The sequence below is a fragment of the Nocardioides dilutus genome (genome assembly GCF_054779555.1).
In genome coordinates this window covers 1,012,646-1,034,092 of the sequence record NZ_BAAGYA010000001.1, presented here as the reverse complement: position 1 = coordinate 1,034,092, position 21,447 = coordinate 1,012,646, and the positions used below count along the sequence as shown (strand labels likewise).

Annotated in this window: 18 protein-coding genes; 11 read left to right on the top strand and 7 right to left on the bottom strand. The window is 72.2% G+C overall.

What is annotated here, in order from left to right; genetic code table 11:
- Positions 1 to 39: 39 nt before the first annotated feature.
- Genes hutI through ACYVC6_RS05050 form a run of 3 tightly spaced genes read right to left on the bottom strand, consistent with a single transcriptional unit; the run spans position 40 to position 3,736 of the window.
- Positions 40 to 1,203, bottom strand: a complete 1,164-nt coding sequence (hutI, locus tag ACYVC6_RS05060) for an imidazolonepropionase (RefSeq protein ID WP_460711612.1) — start codon at positions 1,201 to 1,203, stop codon at positions 40 to 42.
- The gene (locus tag ACYVC6_RS05055; RefSeq protein WP_460711610.1) at positions 1,200 to 2,522 is read right to left on the bottom strand and encodes a formimidoylglutamate deiminase; all 1,323 of its coding nucleotides are present in this window, start codon (positions 2,520 to 2,522) and stop codon (positions 1,200 to 1,202) included. The genes hutI and ACYVC6_RS05055 overlap by 4 nt, the downstream gene beginning before the upstream one ends.
- A complete protein-coding gene (locus ACYVC6_RS05050) occupies positions 2,519 to 3,736 on the bottom strand; it encodes an allantoate amidohydrolase (protein ID WP_460711608.1) in 1,218 nt (405 codons plus the stop codon). Before ACYVC6_RS05050 ends, ACYVC6_RS05055 begins: the two co-directional genes overlap by 4 nt.
- A 10-nt stretch (positions 3,737 to 3,746) precedes the next feature.
- On the opposite strand from ACYVC6_RS05050, the gene ACYVC6_RS05045 reads away from it, so the two are divergent.
- The 7 genes from ACYVC6_RS05045 to ACYVC6_RS05015 all read left to right on the top strand — a co-directional run bounded on the left by ACYVC6_RS05045 (position 3,747) and on the right by ACYVC6_RS05015 (position 10,154).
- Positions 3,747 to 4,349, top strand: coding sequence for a nitroreductase family protein (locus ACYVC6_RS05045; RefSeq protein WP_460711606.1), 603 nt, complete (start codon positions 3,747 to 3,749; stop codon positions 4,347 to 4,349).
- 37 nt (positions 4,350 to 4,386) lie between these two features.
- On the top strand, positions 4,387 to 5,724 hold the full coding sequence (locus tag ACYVC6_RS05040) for a M20/M25/M40 family metallo-hydrolase (RefSeq protein ID WP_460711604.1): 1,338 nt from the start codon (positions 4,387 to 4,389) through the stop codon (positions 5,722 to 5,724).
- The gene (locus ACYVC6_RS05035; RefSeq protein WP_460711602.1) at positions 5,717 to 7,189 is read left to right on the top strand and encodes an MFS transporter; all 1,473 of its coding nucleotides are present in this window, start codon (positions 5,717 to 5,719) and stop codon (positions 7,187 to 7,189) included. The genes ACYVC6_RS05040 and ACYVC6_RS05035 overlap by 8 nt, the downstream gene beginning before the upstream one ends.
- Positions 7,190 to 7,210: 21 nt before the next feature.
- Positions 7,211 to 7,540 carry a hypothetical protein gene (locus ACYVC6_RS05030; RefSeq protein ID WP_460711600.1) on the top strand — a complete coding sequence of 110 codons (330 nt, stop codon included), beginning with the start codon at positions 7,211 to 7,213 and terminating at the stop codon, positions 7,538 to 7,540.
- Between the two features lie 19 nt (positions 7,541 to 7,559).
- Positions 7,560 to 8,087, top strand: coding sequence for a DnaJ family domain-containing protein (locus ACYVC6_RS05025; protein WP_460711598.1), 528 nt, complete (start codon positions 7,560 to 7,562; stop codon positions 8,085 to 8,087).
- Between the two features lie 85 nt (positions 8,088 to 8,172).
- Complete coding sequence (locus ACYVC6_RS05020) at positions 8,173 to 9,270, top strand: HpcH/HpaI aldolase/citrate lyase family protein (protein WP_460711596.1); 1,098 nt, start codon at positions 8,173 to 8,175, stop codon at positions 9,268 to 9,270.
- Positions 9,267 to 10,154, top strand: coding sequence for an HpcH/HpaI aldolase/citrate lyase family protein (locus ACYVC6_RS05015; RefSeq protein WP_460711594.1), 888 nt, complete (start codon positions 9,267 to 9,269; stop codon positions 10,152 to 10,154). The genes ACYVC6_RS05020 and ACYVC6_RS05015 overlap by 4 nt, the downstream gene beginning before the upstream one ends.
- Positions 10,155 to 10,157: 3 nt before the next feature.
- Here ACYVC6_RS05015 and ACYVC6_RS05010 read toward each other — a convergent pair whose 3' ends face one another.
- The 4 genes from ACYVC6_RS05010 to hutH form a co-directional block, all read right to left on the bottom strand.
- A complete protein-coding gene (locus ACYVC6_RS05010; RefSeq protein ID WP_460711592.1) occupies positions 10,158 to 11,186 on the bottom strand; it encodes a M48 family metallopeptidase in 1,029 nt (342 codons plus the stop codon).
- Between the two features lie 42 nt (positions 11,187 to 11,228).
- On the bottom strand, positions 11,229 to 11,801 hold the full coding sequence (locus ACYVC6_RS05005) for a TIGR03086 family metal-binding protein (RefSeq protein WP_460711590.1): 573 nt from the start codon (positions 11,799 to 11,801) through the stop codon (positions 11,229 to 11,231).
- A gap of 65 nt (positions 11,802 to 11,866) precedes the next feature.
- Positions 11,867 to 13,534 carry a urocanate hydratase gene (gene hutU / locus ACYVC6_RS05000; protein ID WP_460711588.1) on the bottom strand — a complete coding sequence of 556 codons (1,668 nt, stop codon included), beginning with the start codon at positions 13,532 to 13,534 and terminating at the stop codon, positions 11,867 to 11,869.
- Positions 13,531 to 15,147, bottom strand: coding sequence for a histidine ammonia-lyase (gene hutH, locus ACYVC6_RS04995; protein WP_460711586.1), 1,617 nt, complete (start codon positions 15,145 to 15,147; stop codon positions 13,531 to 13,533). The genes hutU and hutH overlap by 4 nt, the downstream gene beginning before the upstream one ends.
- A 163-nt stretch (positions 15,148 to 15,310) precedes the next feature.
- Between hutH and ACYVC6_RS04990 the strand changes: the two genes are divergently transcribed.
- The 4 genes from ACYVC6_RS04990 (at position 15,311) to ACYVC6_RS04975 (ending at position 21,447) form a co-directional block, all read left to right on the top strand.
- A complete protein-coding gene (locus tag ACYVC6_RS04990) occupies positions 15,311 to 16,591 on the top strand; it encodes a choice-of-anchor P family protein (protein WP_460711584.1) in 1,281 nt (426 codons plus the stop codon).
- 67 nt (positions 16,592 to 16,658) lie between these two features.
- Positions 16,659 to 17,855 (top strand): MFS transporter, encoded by a 1,197-nt coding sequence (locus ACYVC6_RS04985; RefSeq protein WP_460711582.1) that lies wholly within the window; start codon positions 16,659 to 16,661, stop codon positions 17,853 to 17,855.
- Positions 17,856 to 18,030: 175 nt separating this feature from the next.
- A complete protein-coding gene (locus tag ACYVC6_RS04980) occupies positions 18,031 to 18,951 on the top strand; it encodes a DMT family transporter (protein WP_460711580.1) in 921 nt (306 codons plus the stop codon).
- Between the two features lie 30 nt (positions 18,952 to 18,981).
- Positions 18,982 to 21,447 (top strand): hypothetical protein, encoded by a 2,466-nt coding sequence (locus tag ACYVC6_RS04975; RefSeq protein ID WP_460711578.1) that lies wholly within the window; start codon positions 18,982 to 18,984, stop codon positions 21,445 to 21,447.

The window sequence follows — 21,447 nt, the reverse complement described above, 5'->3', positions numbered from 1 at the left end:
GAGGTAGCTCTCAGGTGCCTTAGACCGGCCCTGACAGGCTCAGACCGGCCGGCCGGCGACCCAGGTGCCCGCGACCAGCGGGACACCCGGGCGGTAGGCCAGGTGGACGTGGCTCGGCGCGTCCAGCAGCAGGAAGTCGGCGCGCTTCCCCGGGACCAGGACACCGATGTCGTCGCGGTCGAGCGCCTGGGCACCGACGTACGTCGCGGCGTGCACCGCTTCGGCGGTCGTCATGCCCATCTCGCGCACCGCCAGGGCGATGCAGAGCGGGACCGAGCTGGTGTAGCTCGAGCCGGGGTTGCAGTCGCTGGCCAGGGCGACCCTCACGCCGGCGTCGAGGAGCCGGCGGGCGTCGGGGTATGGCTGCCGGGTCGAGAACTCCACGCCGGGCAGGAGGGTGGCGATGGTCCCGGAGTCGCGCAGCGCGTCGACGTCGGCGTCGTCGAGGTAGGTGCAGTGGTCGACGGCCGCGAGCCCCAGCTCGGCGGCCAGCCGGACGCCCGGGCCGGGGCCGAGCTGGTTGGCGTGCAGCCGGCCCGTCAGTCCCTTCGCCGCTCCGGCGGCCAGCACCGCCCGGGCCTGGTCGGCGTCGAAGGCCCCGGTCTCGCAGAACACGTCGACCCAGCGGGCGTGCGGCGCCGCGGCCTCGAGCATCGGTCCGGTGACCAGGTCGACGTAGCCCCCGGGGTCGTCGGCGTACTCGGTGGGCACGACGTGCGCACCGAGGAAGGTCGTCTCCTCGGTGAACTGCCGGGCCACCGCCAGGCTGCGCGCCTCGTCGAGGACGGTCAGCCCGTAGCCGCTCTTGATCTCGACCGTCGTCGTGCCCTGGCGGCGCATCTCGGCGACGTGCCGGGCGACGTGGGCGGTCAGCTGCTCGTCGGTCGCGGCGCGGGTGGCGGCGACCGTGGTGCGGATGCCGCCGGCGGCGTACGGCGTCCCGGCCATCCGGGCCGCGAACTCCGGTGCCCGGTCGCCGGCGAACACGAGGTGGCTGTGGCTGTCGACGAACCCGGGCAGCACGGCCCGGCCCCCGGCGGCGACGTACTCGTCGGCCGGCGGGGCGTCGGCGGCCGACCCGACCCACGCGACCTTGCCGCCCTCGACGACGAGCGCGGCGTTCTCGACGATCCCGAGCAGGCCGCCCCGCTCGGGGTCGTTGGTGACGAGCTCCCCGATGTCGGCGACTACGAGGCTGGTCATGCCAACAGCTCCGCGATCGCGGCGTCGAGCTCGCGGCCGATCTCGGCCTCGTCACCCTTGGCGAACACGACCCGACCGTCGCACACGACCTGGACGACGTCCGCCGCGGTCGCGGCGTACACGGCGGTGTGCTCGTCGGCGCCGGTGCCGGCGGTGCGCGGCGTGGTGGTGTCGAGGGTGACCAGGTCGGCCGGCTCACCGACCGCGATCCTCGCGTCGCCGGTGCCGATGTCGAGGAGCTCGGCGGCGGTCCAGTGGCCGCGCTGCCGGGTGGCGAGGCGCTCGTCCATCTCGAGTGAGCGCAGCTCCTCGAACGGGTCCACGACCGCGTGGCTGTCGCTGCCGATGCTGAGTCGGCACCCCGCCGCGTGCAGCCGCCTGGCCGGGCCGATGCCGTCGGCGAGGTCGCGCTCGGTGGTGGGGGTGATGCAGACGTTGGTGCGGGTCTCGCCGAGCAGCGCGATGTCGTCGTCGGTGAGGTGGGTGGCGTGCACGACCGTGGTGTCCGGGCCGAGCAGGCCCTCCTCGTGGAGCAGCCGGGCCGGGGTGACGCCGTACGCCGCCAGGCAGGCCTCGTTCTCGGCCACCTGCTCGGAGAGATGGACGTGGAGCGGGGCCCGGCCCCGGAGGACGTGGAGCTGGTCGCGGGGCACCGCGCGCACCGAGTGGATGGCGGCCGGGCCGGGCCCGGCGCGCTCGGCCCAGCGTGCGGCGGTGCCGTCGCTGTAGCGCACCTGCACCCCTTCCGGTGGCGCCCCGAACCCGCTGCTGAGGTAGCACGTGTCGAGCAGCATCAGCCGGATCCCGGCCTCCTGGGCGGCCAGGCGCAGCGCGTCGCCCATCGCGTTGGGCGTGTCGTACGGCGTGCCGTCGGGCCGGTGGTGCAGGTAGTGGAACTCGCTCACGCTCGTGTAGCCGGCGGCCACCATCTCCCGGAAGACCGCCCGCGCGAGGGTGAGGTAGCGGTCCGGGTCGAGCCGCTCCGCGACGGCGTACATCTGCTGCCGCCAGGTCCAGAACGTCCCCGTCTCTCGCTGCGTCCGACCCCGCAGTGCCCGGTGGAACGCGTGGCTGTGGTCGTTGACCAGGCCTGGGAGGGTGAGGCCGGGCCGCCGGGTGGGAGTTTCACCGGCTAGCCGGTGAAGCTCACGCTCCGCCGCTGAAGCTTGAGCGGCCAAGCGTGAGTTCCTGCGGCCCAGGCCCACGTGGGTGAAGCGGCCGCCCTCGATCTCCACCAGGACGTCGTCGTGGACCGCGCCGTCGACCCAGGCGCGCTCGAGGAGGTACGCCGTCGCGGGACCGGTCTCCGCCTCGCTCACCGGGCCAACCGCTCGAGGGTCTCGGCCAGCGCATGCACGCCGGCCAGGCAGTCGGGCACCTCGGCGTGCTCGGCGGGCGAGTGGCTGACGCCGGTCGGGTTGCGGACGAACAGCATGGCGGTCGGGATCCCGGCCGCGGAGAGGATGCCGGCGTCGTGGCCGGCCGCCGTCGGGATGACCGGCCAGTCACCCTCGGCGTGGTCGGCGGCGATCCGTGCGGCGAGGTCCGGGTCGAAGGCCACCGCACCCGACACGGACTCGGCCGTGATGTCGACCGACGTGCCGTCCCGCTCGGCCCGCTCGCGGGCCTGCCGCGAGACGACCTCGACCAGGTCGGTCAGGGCGTGCTCGGTGGCGGCCCGCGCGTCGAGCCACGCGGTCACTCTCGACGGCACGGCGTTGGTGCCGTTGGGCTCGACCTCGACCCGCCCGAACGTCGCCCGGTCCCCCAGCAGCCGGGCCTGCTTGTTGGCGGCCAGCGCCGTCATCGCGTAGGTCAGCATCGGGTCGCGCCGGTCCTCCATCCGGGTCGAGCCCGCGTGGTTGGCCTCCCCTGTCATGTCGAACCGGTAGCGCCCGTGCGGCCAGATCCCGCTGGCCACCCCGACCGCCCGGTTGCGGTCCACCAGGTCCCGGCCCTGTTCGACGTGCAGCTCGACGAACGTGCCGACGTCGGCCAGCAACCCCGGTCCGCCACCCTCGGCGACGTCACCGAGCGCGACCCCGTCCCGGTCCCGGAGCTCGCGAGCCTGTTCCCACGACATCGCGCCGGTCGCCAGCCGCGAGCCCAGGCAGGCCAGCCCGAACCGCGACCCCTCCTCCTCGACGAACACCGCCACACCGATCGGCCGGCCCGGCACGAACCCACGCGACCTCAGCTCGTCGATGGCCGCCAGCCCAGAGACCACCCCCAGCGGCCCGTCGTACGCCCCTCCGTCCAGCACCGAGTCGAGGTGGGAGCCGGTGAGGACGCCGGAACGGGGGGATAGTCCAGCCGGCTGCCACCACCCCACCACGTTGCCGAAGACGTCGGTTTCCACAGCCAGGCCGCGGGCGGCGCACTGCTCGGCGAACCAGGCGGCCAGCTCCCGCTCGGCGGCGAGGAACGGCTGGCGGAAGTAGCCGCCGGACGCCGAGGACCTCCCGATGGGGGCGAGGTCGGACCACATCCGCTCGAAGTCGTCGGGCGACTGGGCTGGGCGAGGGCCTTCCATACTGACCATCATGGAGTTCCAGGAGGTCGTACGTCGCCGCCGGATGGTGCGGAGCTACACCGACGAGCCCGTGGACCCCGCGGCCGTCGGCCGGGCGCTGGCCAACGCGACCCGCGCGCCGAGCGCCGGGTTCAGCCAGGGGTGGGGGTTCTTGGTGCTCGACCAGCCGGACGACGTACGCCGCTTCTGGGCCGCCACCACCGACCTCGACCAAGCCCCCGACCGCTGGCTCCAGGGCATGAGCAGGGCGCCGGTCGTGGTGATCCCCTGCAGCAGCAAGGCGGCCTACCTCGACCGCTACGCCGAGCCCGACAAGGGCTGGACGGACCGCGACGAGACGAGGTGGCCGGTCCCCTACTGGGACATCGACACCGGCATGGCCAGCCTGCTCATCCTCCAGACCGCGGTCGACGAGGGCCTGGGCGCCTGCTTCTTCGGCATCCCGCCGGACCGCCTCGACGCCGTCAGGGCGGAGTTCGCCATCCCCGACCGGTTCGCCCCGATCGGCGCGATCACCCTCGGTCACGCAGCGATCGGAGGTGCCGCGGGGTCGCCGAGCAGTCGACCCCGCAGGCCCGTCGACGACGTCGTCCACCGAGGTCACTGGCGGTAGGCCCGTCGGTAAGCCTGGGCGCGAGTAGCGTGCCGCCATGGACCGGGCGGTGAGCAAGCTCCAGACGCTCGTCCGGATCCCGACCGTGTCCTACCGCGACACCGACCAGATCGACACGGACGCCTTCCACGGGTTCGTCGAGGAGCTGCGCGCCCAGTTCCCGCTCCTGCACGAGCACCTCGAGCTGACTCCCCTCCACACGCCCGCCAGCACCCAGGGCCTGTTGTTCCACTGGCGCGGCACCCACGACGCTCGGCCGGTCGTGCTGATGGCGCACTTCGACGTCGTCCCCGTGGAGGGCGACTGGCAGCACGGCGCCTTCAGCGGCGACATCGCCGATGGCGAGATCTGGGGCCGAGGCACCCTCGATGACAAGGGCGCCCTGGTCGCGGTCTGCGAGGCGGTCGAGCGGCTGCTGGAGCAAGGACACCGACCTGCCCAGGACGTCTGGCTGTCGTTCGGCTGCGACGAGGAGGTCTTCGGCAAGGCCGCGCCGATGGCCGTCGAGGAGCTCCGCAGGCGTGGCGTCAATCCGTGGATCGTCGTCGACGAGGGCGGCGCGATCGCCCATGGTGCCTTCCCCGGGGTGAGCACGCCGGTCGGTGTCATCGGCGTGACCGAGAAGGGCGTCACCTCCCTCGAGCTGACCGTCGAGGGCCGCGGCGGCCACGCCTCCACACCCACGCGCCTCGGCCCGACGGCACGGCTGGCCCGGGCCATCACCCGGCTCGACAACGCCCCGATGCCGGCCCGCGTCCCCGCGCCGACCCTCGAGCTGTTCCGCAGGCTCGCCCCGCACGCACCGCTCCCGATGCGCCCACTGATGGCGAACGCCGCCCGGCTCGGCCCGGTCCTGCCGCGCGCACTGGTCCTCGCCGGGCCGGAGACCGCGGCGATGACCCGGACCACGTTCGCCGTGACCACACTGCAGGGCTCGCCCGCGCTCAACGTGATCGCGCAGAAGGCGACCGCCGGCGTCAACATCCGGATCATGGTCGGCGACACCGTCGAGACGGTGCTCGACCACGTGCGCACCGCGATCGACGACAAGGACGTGCGCATCGACGTGGTCGAGGCCAACGAGGCGTGCCAAGTCTCGCCGATGACGAGCGCCGACAACGGGTTCCGGCTGCTCGAGGAGACGATCACCGAGGTCTTCCCGGACGCCGTGGCGGCGCCCTACGTGATGATGGCCGCGACCGACGCCCGCCACTTCACCCGCATCTGCGACCGGGTCTACCGGTTCGCGCCGTTCCGGATGACCAAGGCCCAGCGCCAGGCCATCCACTCCTACGACGAGCATCTCGGGATCGACGCCTTCATCGAGGGCGTCCGCTGGTACCAGCGCCTGATCGAGAGGATCCCCAGTGACTAGCACGACCCAACCGGTCCGGCCGGTCCACGGCCTGGTCGCGATCGTCGGCTTCCTGGTCTGCGTCGAGCTGGCCAGCGGCGTGCTGCAGGGCTACTACACGCCGATCTTCAGCGACATCGCCGACCATCTCGACATCGCCGACGCGGACGTCAACTGGTTCGAGGCGGCCCAGCTGATCGTCTCCGCCCTCGTGGTCCCGCCCTTGGCGCGGCTCGGCGACCTGGTCGGGCACAAGAAGGTCCTGTTGCTCTCGACGGCGGTCACCGCGCTGGGCTCCTGGATCCTGGTGGCGGCGCCCGGCTTCACGACGTTCCTGATCGGCTGGGCCGTCCAGGGCGCGTACGTCGTGTGGCTCCCGCTCGAGGTCGCGATCATCCACCGGCGGACCAAGGACACCGGCCGGCAGGCGCTCCTCACCCGGCGCGCAGCCGCGATCCTGGTCGGCGCCCTCGAGCTGTCGGTCATCATCGGCGCTCTGACCTCGGGCGCCCTGGTCGAGGCGACCTCGATGGGCACCCTGCTCGCGCTGCCGGCGATCGTCGTGACCGTCGTGTTCTTCGTCATCTGGTTCGGCATCGAGGACGTGCCGGGCGACGCGACCGGTGGCTACGACTGGGGCGGCCTGGCGCTGGTCACCCTCGCGATCGGGCTGGTGATGGGCGGGCTCGTCGCCATCCGCGTCCAGTCCCCCGGCAGCGTGCTGCCCTGGCTGCTGATCCTGGCCGGCGCCGCGGCCTGCGTCCCCTTCGTCCGCTACGAGCAGGGCCACCCCGCGCCGATGATCGACGTGCGGCTGCTGGCCACCCGCGGCCAGTGGCCGGTCCAGCTGACGGCGTTCCTGTTCGGCATGTCCGTGCTCGGCGCCCAGATCCCGTTGTCGACCTTCGCCCGCACCGACCCCGACGTCGCGGGCTACGGGCTCGGCGCGAGCCCCGGCTTCGTGTCGACGCTCATCGGCGTCTACGTCGTCTTCCTGGCGATCGGCGCGTTCACCCTGCCCCTCACCTCACGGCTCCTCACGCCCCGCGGCGCGCTGGTCATGTCGTCGGTGCTGGTGGCGCTCGGCTACGCGCTGTGGCTGCCGTTCCACGACTCCACGACCCAGGCGCTGGTCAACATGGCGGTCGCCGGGCTCGGCTCGGGCGCCCTGGTCGCCGCGCTCCCGGCGGCCGCCGCGGCCGCCGCCCCGCCGGCGCGCACCGGCTTCGCCACCGGCATGACCAACGCGACCAAGACCGTCGGCGGCGCCATCGCCTCCGCGGTCTTCGCGATCGCGCTGACCGCCACCGGGTCGATCGAGGGTCCCGACGAGGGACAGGCGCCGCTGTCGGGCTACCTCACCGTGTGGGCGATCTGTGCCGTCGCCGCCCTGCTCGCGGCGGTGGCGCTGCTGATGATGCCCAAGGGTGCACCCGCAGGCGAGCTCACTCTCGACGACGAGCTCGACGCCCTCGACACGACCTGAGCGGCGGACGAGCATCGCGGTATGGCCCGCGACAAGAGGGACGAGCCGCTCTGGGACCCCGAGGACGCGCACGGCATCGCCCCCAACCCCAACGCCTACCGCTGGTCGCACGGCTGGGCCTTCTACGTCGCCGTGATGTGCGGCCTGCTCGGCGCGATCGCCCTGGTCGGCGCGGTCGCGCCGTTCTCGTTCCAGAGGACGGCCGGCGCGCTCGGCGTGCTCGCCGGGGTCGTCACGATCAGGCGCTGCGACAGCACCTCCCGCACCAGCCTCCGGCTCGCCCTCCTCTGGTTCCTGGTCACGGTCGGCGTGGTCGTCGGCGGTGCCGCGCTGTGGTTGTCCACCGCCTGAGCGGCGTTACCGTAGAAGCGTGAGCGAGGAGCCCACCGACGAGAAGCCCCGGTCCCGGGAGGCGGACCGCGCGGCGGCCCGGGCCCGTATCCAGCAGCAACAGACCTGGGTCGACCTCCAGGTGCGCCAGGCCATGGAGCGGGGCGAGTTCGACGACCTGCCCGGTGCCGGCAAGCCGATCCCCGACCTGGGCGAGCACCACGACCCGGACTGGTGGATCAAGAAGCTCGTCGAGCGCGAGAAGGTCGCCGTGCTCCCGATGAGCGTCCAGCTGCGCAAGGAGGACGCCGAGCTCGACGATCGCCTCGACAAGCTGGCCCGCGAGGACGACGTACGCCGCGAGCTCGAGGACTTCAACAAGCGGGTCGTGGCCGCTCGCTACCGGCTCCCCGAGGGCCCGCCGCTGGTCACCATGCCCCGCGACGTCGACGCGACCGTGCGGGCGTGGGCCGAGCGTCGCGCGGCCCGGTTGCGCCGGGCGCGCGCCGAGGCGGCGGTCGCTCCTACGTCGGGGCGGCGGCGCTGGTGGGGTCGCGGCGCCCGGTGAGATTTACCGGCTAGCCGGTGAAACTCACTCCCGCTGTCAGATCGGTCATACCGGCACGACGCGACCGGCTGTTACGTTCGCGCGCATGTCACGCCCAGCCAAGGACTTCTTCCGACCGCTCGCGGTCGGCGCACCCGAGCCGCTCCGCGAGATCCCCGCGAGGCCGAGTCGCGCGATCCACTTCTTCGACCCGAGCAACGAGAAGATGGCCGCCAAGATCCCCGGCATGGTCGGCACCGTCGACGTGCTGCTCGGCAACCTCGAGGACGCGATCAAGGCCGACAACAAGGTGGCCGCCCGCGAGGGCCTGGTGAAGATCGCCCAGGAGACCGCCGACCTGGGAGGGCAGAGCGGCACCACCCAGCTCTGGACCCGCATCAACTCCCTGGACAGCCCCTGGGTGCTCGACGACCTGACCACGCTGGTCCCGGCCATCGGCGACAAGCTCGACGTGATCATGGTGCCGAAGGTGCAGGGCGCCGAGGACATCCACTACGTCGACCGGCTGCTCGCCCAGCTCGAGGCGGCGGCCGGGCTGACCAGGCCGATCCTCGTCCACGCCATCCTCGAGACCGCCCGCGGCGTGGCCAACGTCGAGGAGATCTGCGGCGCCAGCCCCCGGATGCAGGGCCTCTCCCTGGGCCCAGCGGACCTCGCCGCGGACCGGCGCATGAAGACGACGAGGGTCGGCGGGGGCCACCCCGGTTACCTCGTGCGCCAGGACCCGCCCGTCGACAGCCTCGGCGTCGCGCAGATCGAGGCGAGCCGCACGACCTACCAGCAGGACCTCTGGCACTACACGATCGCCCGGATGGTCGACGCATGCGCGATGCACGGGATCTACCCCTACTACGGGCCGTTCGGGGACATCGCAGACGTCGTGGCGTGCGAGGACCAGTTCCGCAACGCGTTCCTGCTCGGCTGCGTCGGCACGTGGAGCCTGCACCCCAAGCAGATCGCCATCGCCAACAGGGTCTTCAGCCCCAGCGTCGAGGACGTCGCGCACGCCCGCCGCGTCGTCGCCGCCATGGGCGACGGCACGGGCGCCGTGATGCTCGACGGCAAGATGGAGGACGACGCCTCGCTCAAGCAGTGCCTGGTCATGGTCGAGCTCGCCGAGCAGCTCGCGGCCATCGACCCCGACCTCAAGGCGGCGTACGACGCCATCGAGGTGCCCGCATGACCGGCAGTTCGGGGTTCACCCCGCTGCGCAGCGTCCTCTACATGCCCAGCTCCAACGAGCGGGCGCTGGAGAAGGCCAAGTCCATCCCGTGCGACGCGCTGATCCTCGATCTCGAGGACGCCGTCGCCCCCGACGCCAAGCCCGCGGCCCGTGAGGCCGCGTGCTCGGCCGCGGCCAGCGGGGAGTACGGCCGGCGCACCCTGACCATCCGCGCCAACGGGATCGGCACCGAGTGGCACGACGCGGACCTGCGCGCCGCGGCACAGGCCGGGCCGGACGCGGTCGTCGTGCCGAAGGTCAACAGCGCCGACGAGGTCGGTCGCCTGGTCGACGCGCTCGAGAGCGCCGGCGCTCCCGACCACACCACGCTCTGGGCCATGATCGAGACGCCGGTGGCGATCCTCGACGTGCTGAGCATCGCGCGTGCCTCGCAGCGGCTCACCTGCCTGGTCATGGGCACCAACGACCTGGTCAAGGAGCTCTACGCCGAGCACGTGCCCGGTCGCGCCCCGATCCTGCCCAGCCTGCACACCGCGCTGCTCGCCGCGCGCGCGGCCGGCATCGCGATCCTCGACGGCGTCTACAACGACGTGAAGAACGCCGAGGGGTTCCTCGCCGAGTGCGAGCAGGGCCGGCAGATGGGCTTCGACGGCAAGACGCTGATCCACCCGGGGCAGGTCGACGGAGCGAACGCCGCGTTCGCGCCGTCCGCGCTGGCCGTCGAGGATGCCCGCGGCCTCATCGAGGCGTTCGAGGCCGGCTCTGCCACATCCGGTGGGAGCTCGGGAGTGGTGACCTACAACGGCCGGATGGTCGAGGCCCTCCACGTCGAGTCCGCACGGCGGACCCTGGCGATCGCCGACGCGATCGCCGCGCTCGGCTAGGAGCTAGACGGGTTCGTCGTCCCCGCCTCGGCGGAGCTTCTCGTCGAGCCACATCTTCGCGCTGCCCGCGACGCCGGCCAGGTCGTGGAAGAGCTTGCCCAGGGCGTCCTGCGACGAGCGGAACACCTCGGTGTAGGAGTCTGCGGCCTGCTTGGCGGCCTCGGACATCTGCGCGCTCGCGTCGTCCTCGCGGCGTGGGTAGTCACCACCGAGGATGGCGGTGTACTCCCCCGAGTCGACCCAGCGCCGCAGCTCTGCCGCACGCACGACGGCATAGGGGTGCGTGCGTCGTTCGACCAGCAGCAGCTTGAGCACCGAGTCGCGGATGTCGCCGGCCTCGAGGTACTCCTGCCCCTGGGCGAAGAACGCCGTCTGGTCGAGGTCGGACAGGTCGCCCGAGCCGCTGGCGAGCTTCATGTGCACGCGGTAGGCGACGGCCGGGTCCTGGGTCGCGAGGAGCCCGGCCCGGTCCGCCGAGAGCTCGGACTTGCGCGACCACTCGGTCAGCGCGGCGACGATCATCCGGATGCCGAGGTTGCCGCCGGGGATGGAGCGCCAGAAGCCGGTCAGGTCCCCGAGCCAGATCAGCAGAGTGCGATAGACCGCATGGCCGCTCTGCGCGTGGCCGAGCTCGTGGGCGAGGACGAAGCGCATCTCCTCCTCGTCGAGCAGGTCGAGCATCGAGGAGTTGACCGCGATGATCGGCTTGTCCATGCCGATCGTGACTGCGTTGGTGAACGGGTAGTTGACGACGTAGACCTCGGGCAGCTCGTCGACGTCGAGCACCCGGCCCACCTCGGCCATGAGGCGGTGCATCCCGGCGAACTGGCGCTCGTCGACCTTGATCCCGGAGCCGAGGTAGTCCAACCGCACCCGGCGCTCGTTGACGAAACCCGAGAGCGCCTTGAGCACGGTGTCGAAACCCTTGAGCTTGCGCAGGGCGACGAGCGCACCGCGGTCCGCCGGGTGCTCCCAGGCCCGGGAGCTGATGTCGGAGAGGGTCGCGCGCGACCTGGCTGGCTGGGTGGTCACCCCGGAACTCTCGCACGAAGCCACCCGAAGCGGGCGGACTCCTCAGAGTCGCGGGTCGCGCCCGATGAACGCGAGCAGCCGGGTCTGCGGATCGGCGTCGGCCGGCGCGTCGTAGACGACGGGCCCGTACTGGCCGCTGGCCCGCATCATCTCCTCGATGGGCTCCATGCCGGCGAGCATCTCGGCGCAGCGCTCCGGGTCGAGGGTCTCGTCCTGACCGGTCGCCCGGGCCAGGTCCCAGGTGTGCATGAAGACGTCGCCGGTGAAGAACCGCGACACCGCCTGGTCGAGGGGGACGTCACCGATGTGCGGGTTGCTCAGGACCCGGGTCGACGTCGCCGGGTCCTCGAGCAGCGTGCGTACGCCGTCGGCCAGCTCGTGCCAGGCCGCGACCGGGTCGTCGTCGACCGACGTCGGCACCGCGAGCCGCACCCCCGAACCCGACTCGAGGAACGACGGGAACCACTCGACCAGGTGCCGCACCACGTCGCGGGCGGTCCAGCCCTGGACCGGCGCGGGGTTGTCCCACGCATCCGGGCTCGCTCCCTCGACGCGCGCCGTGAAGCCGCCGCCGATCTCGCGCCACTCCTCGGCCGGGCTCTGCTGCTCGCTCATGAGGGAGTCGACCTCCTCACCGGCGGGGACTCATCGTTGGGCACTCGTCGACGGCCTCTCGACCGTCACTCACCCTCACGCATCGGCACCCTGACGCCGCGCTCCTCGGCCACCACGACGGCCCGGTCGTAGCCGGCGTCCACGTGCCGGATGACGCCCATGCCCGGGTCGTTGGTCAGCACCCGCTCGATCTTCTGCGCCGCCAGGTCGGTGCCGTCGGCGACGCAGACCTGGCCGGCGTGGATGGAACGCCCGATCCCGACGCCGCCGCCGTGGTGGATGGAGACCCAGGTCGCCCCGGACGCGGTGTTGACCAGTGCGTTGAGCAGCGGCCAGTCCGCGATCGCGTCGGAGCCGTCGAGCATCGACTCGGTCTCCCGGTAGGGCGACGCCACCGAGCCGCAGTCCAGGTGGTCGCGGCCGATCACGATCGGCGCCTTGAGCTCGCCCGAGGCGACCATCTCGTTGAACTTCAGCCCCGCCAGGTGGCGCTCGCCGTAGCCCAGCCAGCAGATCCGGGCCGGCAGGCCTTGGAAGTGCACCCGCTCCCCCGCCATGGTGATCCACTTCCGAAGCCGCCCGTTGTCCGGGAAGAGCTCGAGGATGGCGCGATCGGTCGCCGCGATGTCTGCCGGGTCGCCGCTCAGCGCCGCCCAGCGGAACGGCCCCTTCCCCTCACAGAACAGCGGCCGGATGTACGCCGGCACGAAGCCCGGGAACTCGAAGGCCCGGTCGTAGCCGCCCTTGCGCGCCTCGTCACGGATCGAGTTGCCGTAGTCGAAGACCTCGGCCCCCTGGTCCTGGAACTCCACCATCGCCCGGACGTGGATGGCCATCGACTCCCTGGCCCGCTTGGTGAACCCGACCGGGTCCTCGGTGCGCTCCCTCTCCCAGTCCTCGAAGGCGGTGCCGACCGGCAGGTAGAACAGCGGGTCGTGGGCCGAGGTCTGGTCGGTGACGATGTCGACCGGGGCCTCGCTCTCCAGCAACCGCGGCAGCATGTCGGCGGCGTTGCCCAGCACGCCGACCGACAGCGGACGACGCGCGTCGCGGGCCTCGATCGCCAGCTCCACGGCCTCCTCCAGCGAGGGTGCCTGGACGTCGAGGTAGCCGTGGTCGATCCGGCGCTGGATGCGGGACTGGTCGCACTCGACACAGATCGCGACGCCGTCGTTCATGGTCACCGCGAGCGGCTGGGCGCCGCCCATGCCGCCCAGCCCGGCGGTGACGGTGATCGTGCCGGCCAAGGTCCCGCCGAACCGTTTGTCAGCCACGGCAGCGAACGTCTCGAACGTGCCCTGAAGGATCCCCTGGGTGCCGATGTAGATCCACGAGCCGGCCGTCATCTGGCCGTACATCGTCAGCCCGAGGTCCTCGAGCCGCCGGAACTCCTCCCAGTTGGCCCAGTCCCCCACCAGGTTGGAGTTGGCGATCAGCACCCGCGGTGCCCACTCGTGGGTCCGCATCACCCCGACCGGACGCCCGGACTGCACCAGCATGGTCTCGTCGTCCTTCAGGTCGCGCAGGGTGCGGACCAGCGCGTCGTACGACGCCCAGTCGCGCGCGGCCTTGCCGGTGCCGCCGTAGACGACGAGGTCCTCGGGCCGCTCGGCGTTGTCCGGGTCGAGGTTGTTCATCAGCATCCGCAGCGGCGCCTCGGTCTGCCACGAGCGGGCCGTCAGCTCGGTGCCGGTCGCGGCATGGATGGGCAGGCGGGGGTTGTCACCGGTCACGACAGATCTCCGATCACTTCTTCGGCGGCGGCCAGGACGGCGCCCGACCGGACGAGCTCGACGGCGACCTCGATCTCGGGGGCGAGGTGCCGATCGGGCCCCGGACCCTCGATGCCCGACGAGCGGAGCAGCCGGACGACAGCCCCGGTCGCGGGGGACGGCTCGAGCGGCGCCCGCAGGTCCAAGGCCCGAGCCGCGGTGAGGACCTCGATGGCGACGACCCGGGTGAGCCCGTCGACCGAACGCCGCAGCTTGCGCGCCGCCGACCAGCCCATCGAGACGTGGTCCTCCTGCATGGCGCTGGAGGGGATCGAGTCCACCGAGGCGGGGACCGCGAGACGCTTCATCTCCGAGACGACGGCGGCCTGGGTGTACTGCGCGATCATGTGGCCGCTGTCCACACCGGGGTCGTCGGCCAGGAACGGCGGGAGCCCGTGGTTGCGCGCCTTGTCGAGGAAACGGTCTGTACGCCGCTCGCTGATCGAGGCGACGTCGGCGGCGACGATGGCGAGGAAGTCGAGGACGTAGGCCACCGGCGCCCCGTGGAAGTTGCCGTTGGACTCCACGCGACCACTCTGCCCATCGCCGGGCCCATCGCCGGGCCCATCGCCGGGCCCATCACTGGCGGCGAGCACGACCGGGTTGTCGACGGCCGAGGCCAGCTCCCGCTCCGCGACCACCGCGGCGTGCTCGACCGTGTCGCGAGCGGCGCCGTGCACCTGCGGCGAGCAGCGCAGCGAGTAGGCGTCCTGGACCCGGTTGCAGTCCGGACCCCGGTGTGAGGCGACCACGCCCGAGTCGGCCAGGAGGGCGGCCAGGTTGGCGGCCGACAGCGCCTGCCCGACCTGGGGCCGGAGCGCCTGCAGCTCGGCGGCGAAGACCCGGTCGGTGGCGAGCTGGCCCTCGACCGACATCGCCGCGGCGATGTCCGCGGTCCGCAGGAGCATCCGCAGGTCGGTGATGGCCAGCGCCAGCATGGCCAGCATCCCGTCGGTGCCGTTGATGAGCGCCAGCCCCTCCTTGGCGGCCAGCTCGACGGGCGCCAGCCCCGCGGCGGACAGCGCGTCGGCCGCGGGCATCAGGACGCCGTCTCGGTCGCGCACCGGACCCTCGCCGATCAGGGCGAGCGCGCAATGTGCCAGGGGGGCCAGGTCGCCCGAGCAGCCGAGCGACCCGAACTCGTGGACGACCGGGGTGATGCCGTGGGTGAGCAGGCCGGCCAGCAGCTCGGCGGTCTCGCGGCGTACGCCGGTGTGACCGGTGGCCAGGGTCGAGAGCCGCAGCAGCATCAGGCCGCGGGTCACCTCACGCTCGACCTCGGGGCCGGACCCGGCCGCGTGCGAACGGACCAGCGAGCGCTGGAGCTGGACCCGCTGCTCCACCGGGATGTGCCGGGTGGCCAGGGCTCCGAACCCGGTCGAGATGCCGTAGGCCGGGGTCGGGGCGGCGGCCAGCTCCTCGACCACCGCGCGGGCGCGGTCGATGGCGGCCAGTGCCTCGGGGGTGAGCCGCACGGGCGCGTCGCGCCGGGCGACCGCCACCACGTCCGAAAGGCTGAGCGGGCCGATGTCGACGACGACGCCGGGCGGGTCGGAGGCTGGCAGCGAGGGCACAGGTGGCACATCAGATGGCACGCCAGCGATCCTCGCACCCCCCGGTGTGACCATGGCAACCCAGCCGAATGGCCCACAGACAAGACACCCCCGCCGTAGAGTGAGTCGTTCAGTCCCCCAAGAGCTGAGCGCTTCGGCATACACGCACGCAAGGAGCTCCCCCATGCGTCATCGTTCCCTGGCCGCAGCTGCGGCCACCTTCGCCCTCCTGGGCACGACCCTGGCCGCGGCTCCCCCCGCGGCCTCGTCCGGTGGCTTCGATCCGTCGGTCTTCGCGAAGAAGGGCGACCGCACCCCCTTCGCCTTCAAGTCCGCGACCTACGGCTCACGGGTCCGGGGCGGCCAGATCCCGGCCTCCTCCGGCACGACCAGCTACCAGGCGATCGGGTGCACCAACGTGGTCGGCGTCGACAAGACCAACGTGGTGGCGTCGGTCGAGATCCCCGGTCTCGGCACCGCCAAGGGCGTCTCGACGCGCAACTGGACCGAGCGCAGCAACGGCGTCCACTCGAGCTTCGCGACCCACGACATCACCAAGATCGTCCTGAGCGAGAGCAGCTTCGGCGAGCTCGCCCTCAAGGGCCTGAGCTCGTTCTCCCGCGCCTACCACGACGCGACCGGCTTCCACGCCACCACGAAGACCCAGATCGCGAGCCTGACCTTCACCCCGACCGACGGCTCGCCGCAGGAGCTGGCACTCCCCACCCCGGGTTCGCCGATCATCATCCCTGGGCTCGTGGAGATCCGGTCCGGCAGCGAGAAGACCCGTGTGGACGGCAACGGCGCCAAGGCCCGGGCCGACGTGCTCGACGTGACCCTGATCCCCACCGACACCAGGGTCCGCGTGGCCCACACGGGCGCGAAGCTCAACCGTGGCGTCAAGCGCGGTCTGTTCGCCGGGTTCTCCGCGGCCACGCAGGTCCGGGCGCTCAACGACCTCGTCCAGAGCGGCCCGCAGCCGCACACCCGGATGCCGTGCCAGGGCACGATGGGCAAGGAGAAGGGCAAGGACATCGCGTCCGTCGACCTGTCCCCGCTCCTGCAGGTGGGCGCCGCGTCGACCCGGCAGATGGGCCAGCAGCGCCCCGGCAAGGCCAACGGCTACGAGCTCGCCCGCGTCGCCAGCGTCGACCTCGGCAACGGCCAGCTGGTGATCACCGGCATCCAGGGCAGGGTCAACGTGGCGCGCACGCGTGACGGCGTCACCTTCGACACCGACGGCACCAAGTTCCTCACGGCGACGGCCAACGGGACCGAATACTCGTTCCCCGAGCTCGACGGACTGACGATCCCTGGCCTGGTGCAGATCGAGACCGGCGTGACCAAGGAGTTCAAGAGCGGTGTCGAGGTCATCGCCGTGCGGCTGACGCTGCTGGACGGTTCGGGCGCGGTGGTCGACCTCGGCCACGCCAAGCTCCTGATCGCCGGTAGCGGACTGAAGTAGACAACCTCACAGGCCACTCCACGAGACCCGCCCGGTTCGACGCCCAGCAAGGCGTTGAATCGGGCGGGTGACGTTGGCGGCCACCTCCCCCCGGGTCGGGACGACGCGGCGCTGGGCGATGCTCGGTGCCGGGACCCTGGCGCAGGCCGCATCCGCGGTCATGAACACCGGGCCGGCGTTCCTCATCCCGTCGCTGGTCGCGCGGGAGCACCTGAGCCTGGCGGAGGCCGGACTGGTCTCTGCTGCGCCGGTGGCGGGCGGCGCCTGCACCCTGGTGGTGTGGGGCCTGCTCTGCGACCGCCGGGGTGAGCGCCTGACCCTGCTCGCCGGGCTCGTGGCGACCGCGGTCCTCGGTGTCGCGGCGGTGAACGCCGGCGGGCCGGTCCTCCTCGGCCTCGCCCTCTTCCTCGCGGGGGCTGCCTCGACGAGCACCAGCGCCGCCAGCGGCCGGGTCGTGATCGGCTGGTTCCCGCCGCGCCGTCGCGGGTTGGCGATGGGGATCAGGCAGACCTCGACGCCGCTGGGCATCGGCATCGCTGCGGCCACGATGGCGGTGACGGCCGACCGGTTCGGGCCGTACGTCGCCCTGTGGGTGCCAGTGGTGGCGTGCACGCTGGCGGCAGGCGCGGTGGCAGCGGTCGTCATCGACCCACCTCGGCCGGCGGGTGGCCCGGCGTCCGCCCCCAACCCCTACCGCGGCGATCGGTTCCTCGCCCGCGTCCACGGCGTCTCCGTGCTCCTGGTCGTACCGCAGTTCGCCGTGTGGACGTTCGTCCTGGTCTGGTTGGTCCAGGACCGCGGCTGGTCACCCGCGGCAGCGGGTGGCCTGGTCGCGTTCGCCCAGCTCGCCGGGGCGCTCGGCCGGATCGCGGCCGGGCAGCTGTCCGACGTCGTCGGCGCACGGATGCGTCCGTTGCGATGGGTGACCTGGGCGGCGGCGGCGACGATGCTCGCCCTGGGCACGTCCGCGGCCGCGGGTCTGGTGATCGCCGTCCCGCTCGTCGTGGTGGCCACCGTCGTCACGGTTGCCGACAACGGGTTGGCGTTCACAGCGGTCGCGGAGCGCGCCGGGCCGTTCTGGTCCGGCCGCGCCCTGGGTCTGCAGAACACCGCGCAGTTCGTGGCCGCGTCCGCCGTTCCACCCCTTGCCGGGCTGGCCGCGACCCACCTGGGCTACGGCGCCATGTTCGCGCTGACCGCCCTGTTCCCGCTGGCGGCCGTGGCCCTCGTGCCGGTCCGCGACGAGCACGCGTTCGGCCACTGAAACCACTCGCCTGAGGTCACCGGGTCACGCCATGATGACCGGGTGACCACACCTGTGCTCGGCACCCCGCTGCCGCCTCCGGTCGTCTGACCGGAGCCCCGCCGCACCAGCGGCGTGCTCCAGACGCGTCCACCGGGCCCTTCGGCCCTATCCGACCCTCATCCGGAGCACAGCCATGCATGTCCACTCCCGCCTGGGACTCGCCCAGGTCAGCCTCGCCGGCGTCCTGTGGGGCACCGGCGGCCTCGGCGTCCAGGTCATCCGCCAGCACGAGCCGATGTCCGTCCTCACCATCAGCGCCTGGCGGATGGGGCTGGCGGCCCTCGTCCTCCTGGCCGCGGTCGTCCTGCTCCGCCAGGCGGGCGACATCGCCCAGCTCCTGCGCGAGCGCCCCGGGCCGGCCGTCCTCGCCGGCGTCGCCACCGGGGCCTACCAGGCGCTCTACTTCGGCTCCGTGGTCTCGGTCGGGGTCACCGTGGCGACGGTGGTCAGCCTCGGGCTCGCGCCGGTGCTGGTGACCGCGGTCGAGTGTCTCCGGCAGCGGCGGCGACCCGGCCGGCACGCCCTGGTCGTCCTCCTGCTGGCGGTCACCGGCCTGGTGCTTGTCAGCTCGACCGCCGGGCTCGGCGAGACCGGCCCGCGGCCGGGGCTCGGTGTCCTCCTCGCCGTCCTGAGCGGCGCGACGTACGCCCTGACCACGATGCTCGCGGAGTCGGTCGCTGCCACCACCACGCCACTCGCGCTGACCAGCGTCGCCACCGGCGCAGGCGCCGTGGCCCTGCTGCCGCTCGGCCTGCTCGGCGCTCGGGGCGACGCGCCGCTGCTGACGACGGACCCCGTCGTGTTGGCCACCCTGGCCTATCTGGGTGTGTTCACCATGGCCCTCGCCTACGGCCTTCTGTACGCCGGGCTGCGGACGACGTCCGGCAGCGCGGCGGTCGTGGCCTCGCTGCTCGAGCCGGTCACGGCGGCCGTGGTCGCCGCGATCGTCCTCGATGAGCGCCTGGGTGTCGTGGGGGTCCTCGGCACCCTGCTCATCCTGGCCGCCGTGGCAGGTCTGGGGCGCCAGGAGACCCCGCCGCTCCCTCCTCCGTGACGTCTCGCGGGCCGCGGCGTTGGTCAGCACATGGTGGATCGCAGCAAGTCCGTCCGTCGGCTGGTCGTGGCCGCGCTGGCCTCGTGTGCCCTGGTCGCGGGTGTCATGGCCATCCCGACGCTGGGCGCGTCCGTGGCCCTCGGCCGCCAGGGCAACCTGCCCGGGATCTACGACAAGAGCAAGCGCCCCGCCCAGGCCGCCGCCGACGTGGACCCCGAGTCCCTGCCTCACGACCACGACGACCCCACCACCAAGAACGCCATCTCCCGTGGCGGTCAGGTCGGCGAGGCCGCGCAGGACCCCACCAACGCCGCGGAGCGGGCGATCGCGTCGGCCTACGTCGCCCAGGCGCGACGCACCCCCGACCCGCCGCTGACCTCGGTGCGACCGATCCAGAAGCGGCTGCTCTTCCCCCAGGACCGCTTCGCGATGGCGGGCGGCTGCTACCGGATGGCGGGCAAGCCGACCTACTTCAAGGCGACCGACCTCGGCTCCTACCTGCTCTACACCAAGCGCGGCAAGTTCCGGACGGCCGACGGCCTGGCGGCCGAGGCGAGCGCCGACACCGTGTGGACCGCGACGGCCACGAAGCCTGGGCCGAGGAACAAGAAGCGGCCGCGGTTCACCTTCACCCGAGGCGGGACGACGCTGAAGCTCAAGGGCATCACCGCCTTCCGCTTGCTCCGCACCACGGGATGCGCCGCGTTCCCCGAGGCGGGCATCGACGTCGGCGGGCGTCCGCATGCCGGCGTCACGTCCTACCAGGAGGTGCGTGGCTACGTCGACGCGCACACCCACGGGATGGCCTTCGAGTTCCTGGGCGGCCGCGCGCACTGCGGCAAGCCGTGGGACCCCTTCGGCATCGCAGTCGCCCTGGTGGACTGCCCCGACCACAGCGCGACGGGCGGCTACGGCGGCATCCTCGAGTCCGCGCTCTCCGGCGAGCCCAGCCACGACCCGGTCGGCTGGCCGACGTTCAAGGACTGGCCGGCGCCCAACTCGCTGACCCACGAGGGCACCTACTACCGCTGGCTGGAGCGCGCCTGGCGCGGCGGGCAGCGCATCTTCGTCAACCTGCTGGTCGAGAACAACCAGCTGTGCATGCTCTACCCGCTGAAGAAGAACTCCTGCGACGACATGGACTCCGTCCGGTTGCAGGCCAAGCGCATGTACGAGATGCAGGACTACATCGACGCGCAGTTCGGCGGGCCGGGCAAGGGCTTCTACCGGATCGTGAAGTCACCCTTCGAGGCCCGCGAGGTCATCAACCAGGGCAAGCTGGCCGTCGTCATGGGCATCGAGACGTCGCTGCCCTTCGGCTGCACGATGAAGGCCGACGTGCCGCAGTGCAGCATCGGGGACATCGACCGCCAGCTCGACGAGGTCCACAAGCTCGGCGTGCGCCAGATGGAGCTGGTCAACAAGTTCGACAACGCCCTGGCCGGGGTCGCGGGCGACAACGGCGAGGTCGGCGTCCTGGTCAACAACGCCAACTTCCTCGAGACCGGCTCCTACTGGGACATGCGCCACTGCGAGCCCGCCGACGGTGAGTCGCACGACAAGAACCAGGTGGCGTTCCCGGAGATCTCCGCCGACCAGCAGGATGCGCTGTTCGGCGCCATCGCTGCCCTCGGCCTGCCGGTCTCGGCTCCTGTCTACCCGCCGCCGGACCACTGCAACCGGCGTGGCCTCACGACCCTGGGCGAACACACCGTCAAGGAGCTGGCCGAGCGGCACATCCTCTTCGACCCCGACCATCTCAGCGTCAAGGCGCGCAACGCCGCGCTCGATCAGACCGAGCAGATGGGCTACCAGGGCGTCCTGTCGAGCCACTCGTGGTCGACCCCGGACGCCTACCCGCGGATCTACGAGCAGGGCGGGTTCATCGCGCCCTACGCCGGCGACTCGACCGGCTTCGTGGAGAAGTGGCGCAAGCACGTCGGCTGGGCCGACCCGCGCTACTACTTCGGGCTCGGCTTCGGCGCCGACATCAACGGGCTCGGCGCCCAGGGCGACCCGCGCGGCGCCGATGTCCCCAACAAGGTGACCTACCCCTTCAAAGGCCTCGGCGGGGTCGCGGTCCGCAGGCAGACCGCCGGACAGCGCACCTGGGACATCAATGTCGACGGGGTCGCCCAGTACGGCCTCTACCCGGACTGGGTCGAAGACCTCACCAAGGTGGCCGGCAAGGACGGCGACGCCATCTTCGAGGACATGTCCCGGGGCGCAGAGGCCTACCTGCAGACCTGGGAGCGCGCCATGGGCATCCAGCCCGACTCCTGCCGCAACCCCGAGCTGCGCAGGTCGGTCGTCAAGGTCGGCAAGCTGATCCGCACCGGCATGTCCACCCAGGCGGTCATGGAGGCGGTCGGTCAGCCCTACACCCGCTCGGGCCGGATCTTCGGCTTCTGCGCCAAGACCGCCGGCAAGAAGAAGGTGACGATGGTCATCACCTTCTCCAAGGCCGGGAAGGTCAAGAGCCTCCGCCGGGACTGA

Bases quoted from the DNA above. Each gene is read 5' to 3' on its own strand.
- ACYVC6_RS04980 (WP_460711580.1), top strand. From the start codon at position 18,031: ATGCATGTCCACTCCCGCCTGGGACTCGCCCAGGTCAGCCTCGCCGGC.
- ACYVC6_RS05020 (WP_460711596.1), top strand. From the start codon at position 8,173: ATGTCACGCCCAGCCAAGGACTTCTTCCGACCGCTCGCGGTCGGCGCA.
- ACYVC6_RS05030 (WP_460711600.1), top strand. From the start codon at position 7,211: ATGGCCCGCGACAAGAGGGACGAGCCGCTCTGGGACCCCGAGGACGCG.
- ACYVC6_RS04990 (WP_460711584.1), top strand. From the start codon at position 15,311: ATGCGTCATCGTTCCCTGGCCGCAGCTGCGGCCACCTTCGCCCTCCTG.
- ACYVC6_RS05045 (WP_460711606.1), top strand. From the start codon at position 3,747: ATGGAGTTCCAGGAGGTCGTACGTCGCCGCCGGATGGTGCGGAGCTAC.
- ACYVC6_RS04975 (WP_460711578.1), top strand. From the start codon at position 18,982: ATGGTGGATCGCAGCAAGTCCGTCCGTCGGCTGGTCGTGGCCGCGCTG.
- ACYVC6_RS05050 (WP_460711608.1), bottom strand. From the start codon at position 3,736: ATGGAAGGCCCTCGCCCAGCCCAGTCGCCCGACGACTTCGAGCGGATG.
- ACYVC6_RS05040 (WP_460711604.1), top strand. From the start codon at position 4,387: ATGGACCGGGCGGTGAGCAAGCTCCAGACGCTCGTCCGGATCCCGACC.
- ACYVC6_RS05005 (WP_460711590.1), bottom strand. From the start codon at position 11,801: ATGAGCGAGCAGCAGAGCCCGGCCGAGGAGTGGCGCGAGATCGGCGGC.
- hutI (WP_460711612.1), bottom strand. From the start codon at position 1,203: ATGACCAGCCTCGTAGTCGCCGACATCGGGGAGCTCGTCACCAACGAC.
- ACYVC6_RS05015 (WP_460711594.1), top strand. From the start codon at position 9,267: ATGACCGGCAGTTCGGGGTTCACCCCGCTGCGCAGCGTCCTCTACATG.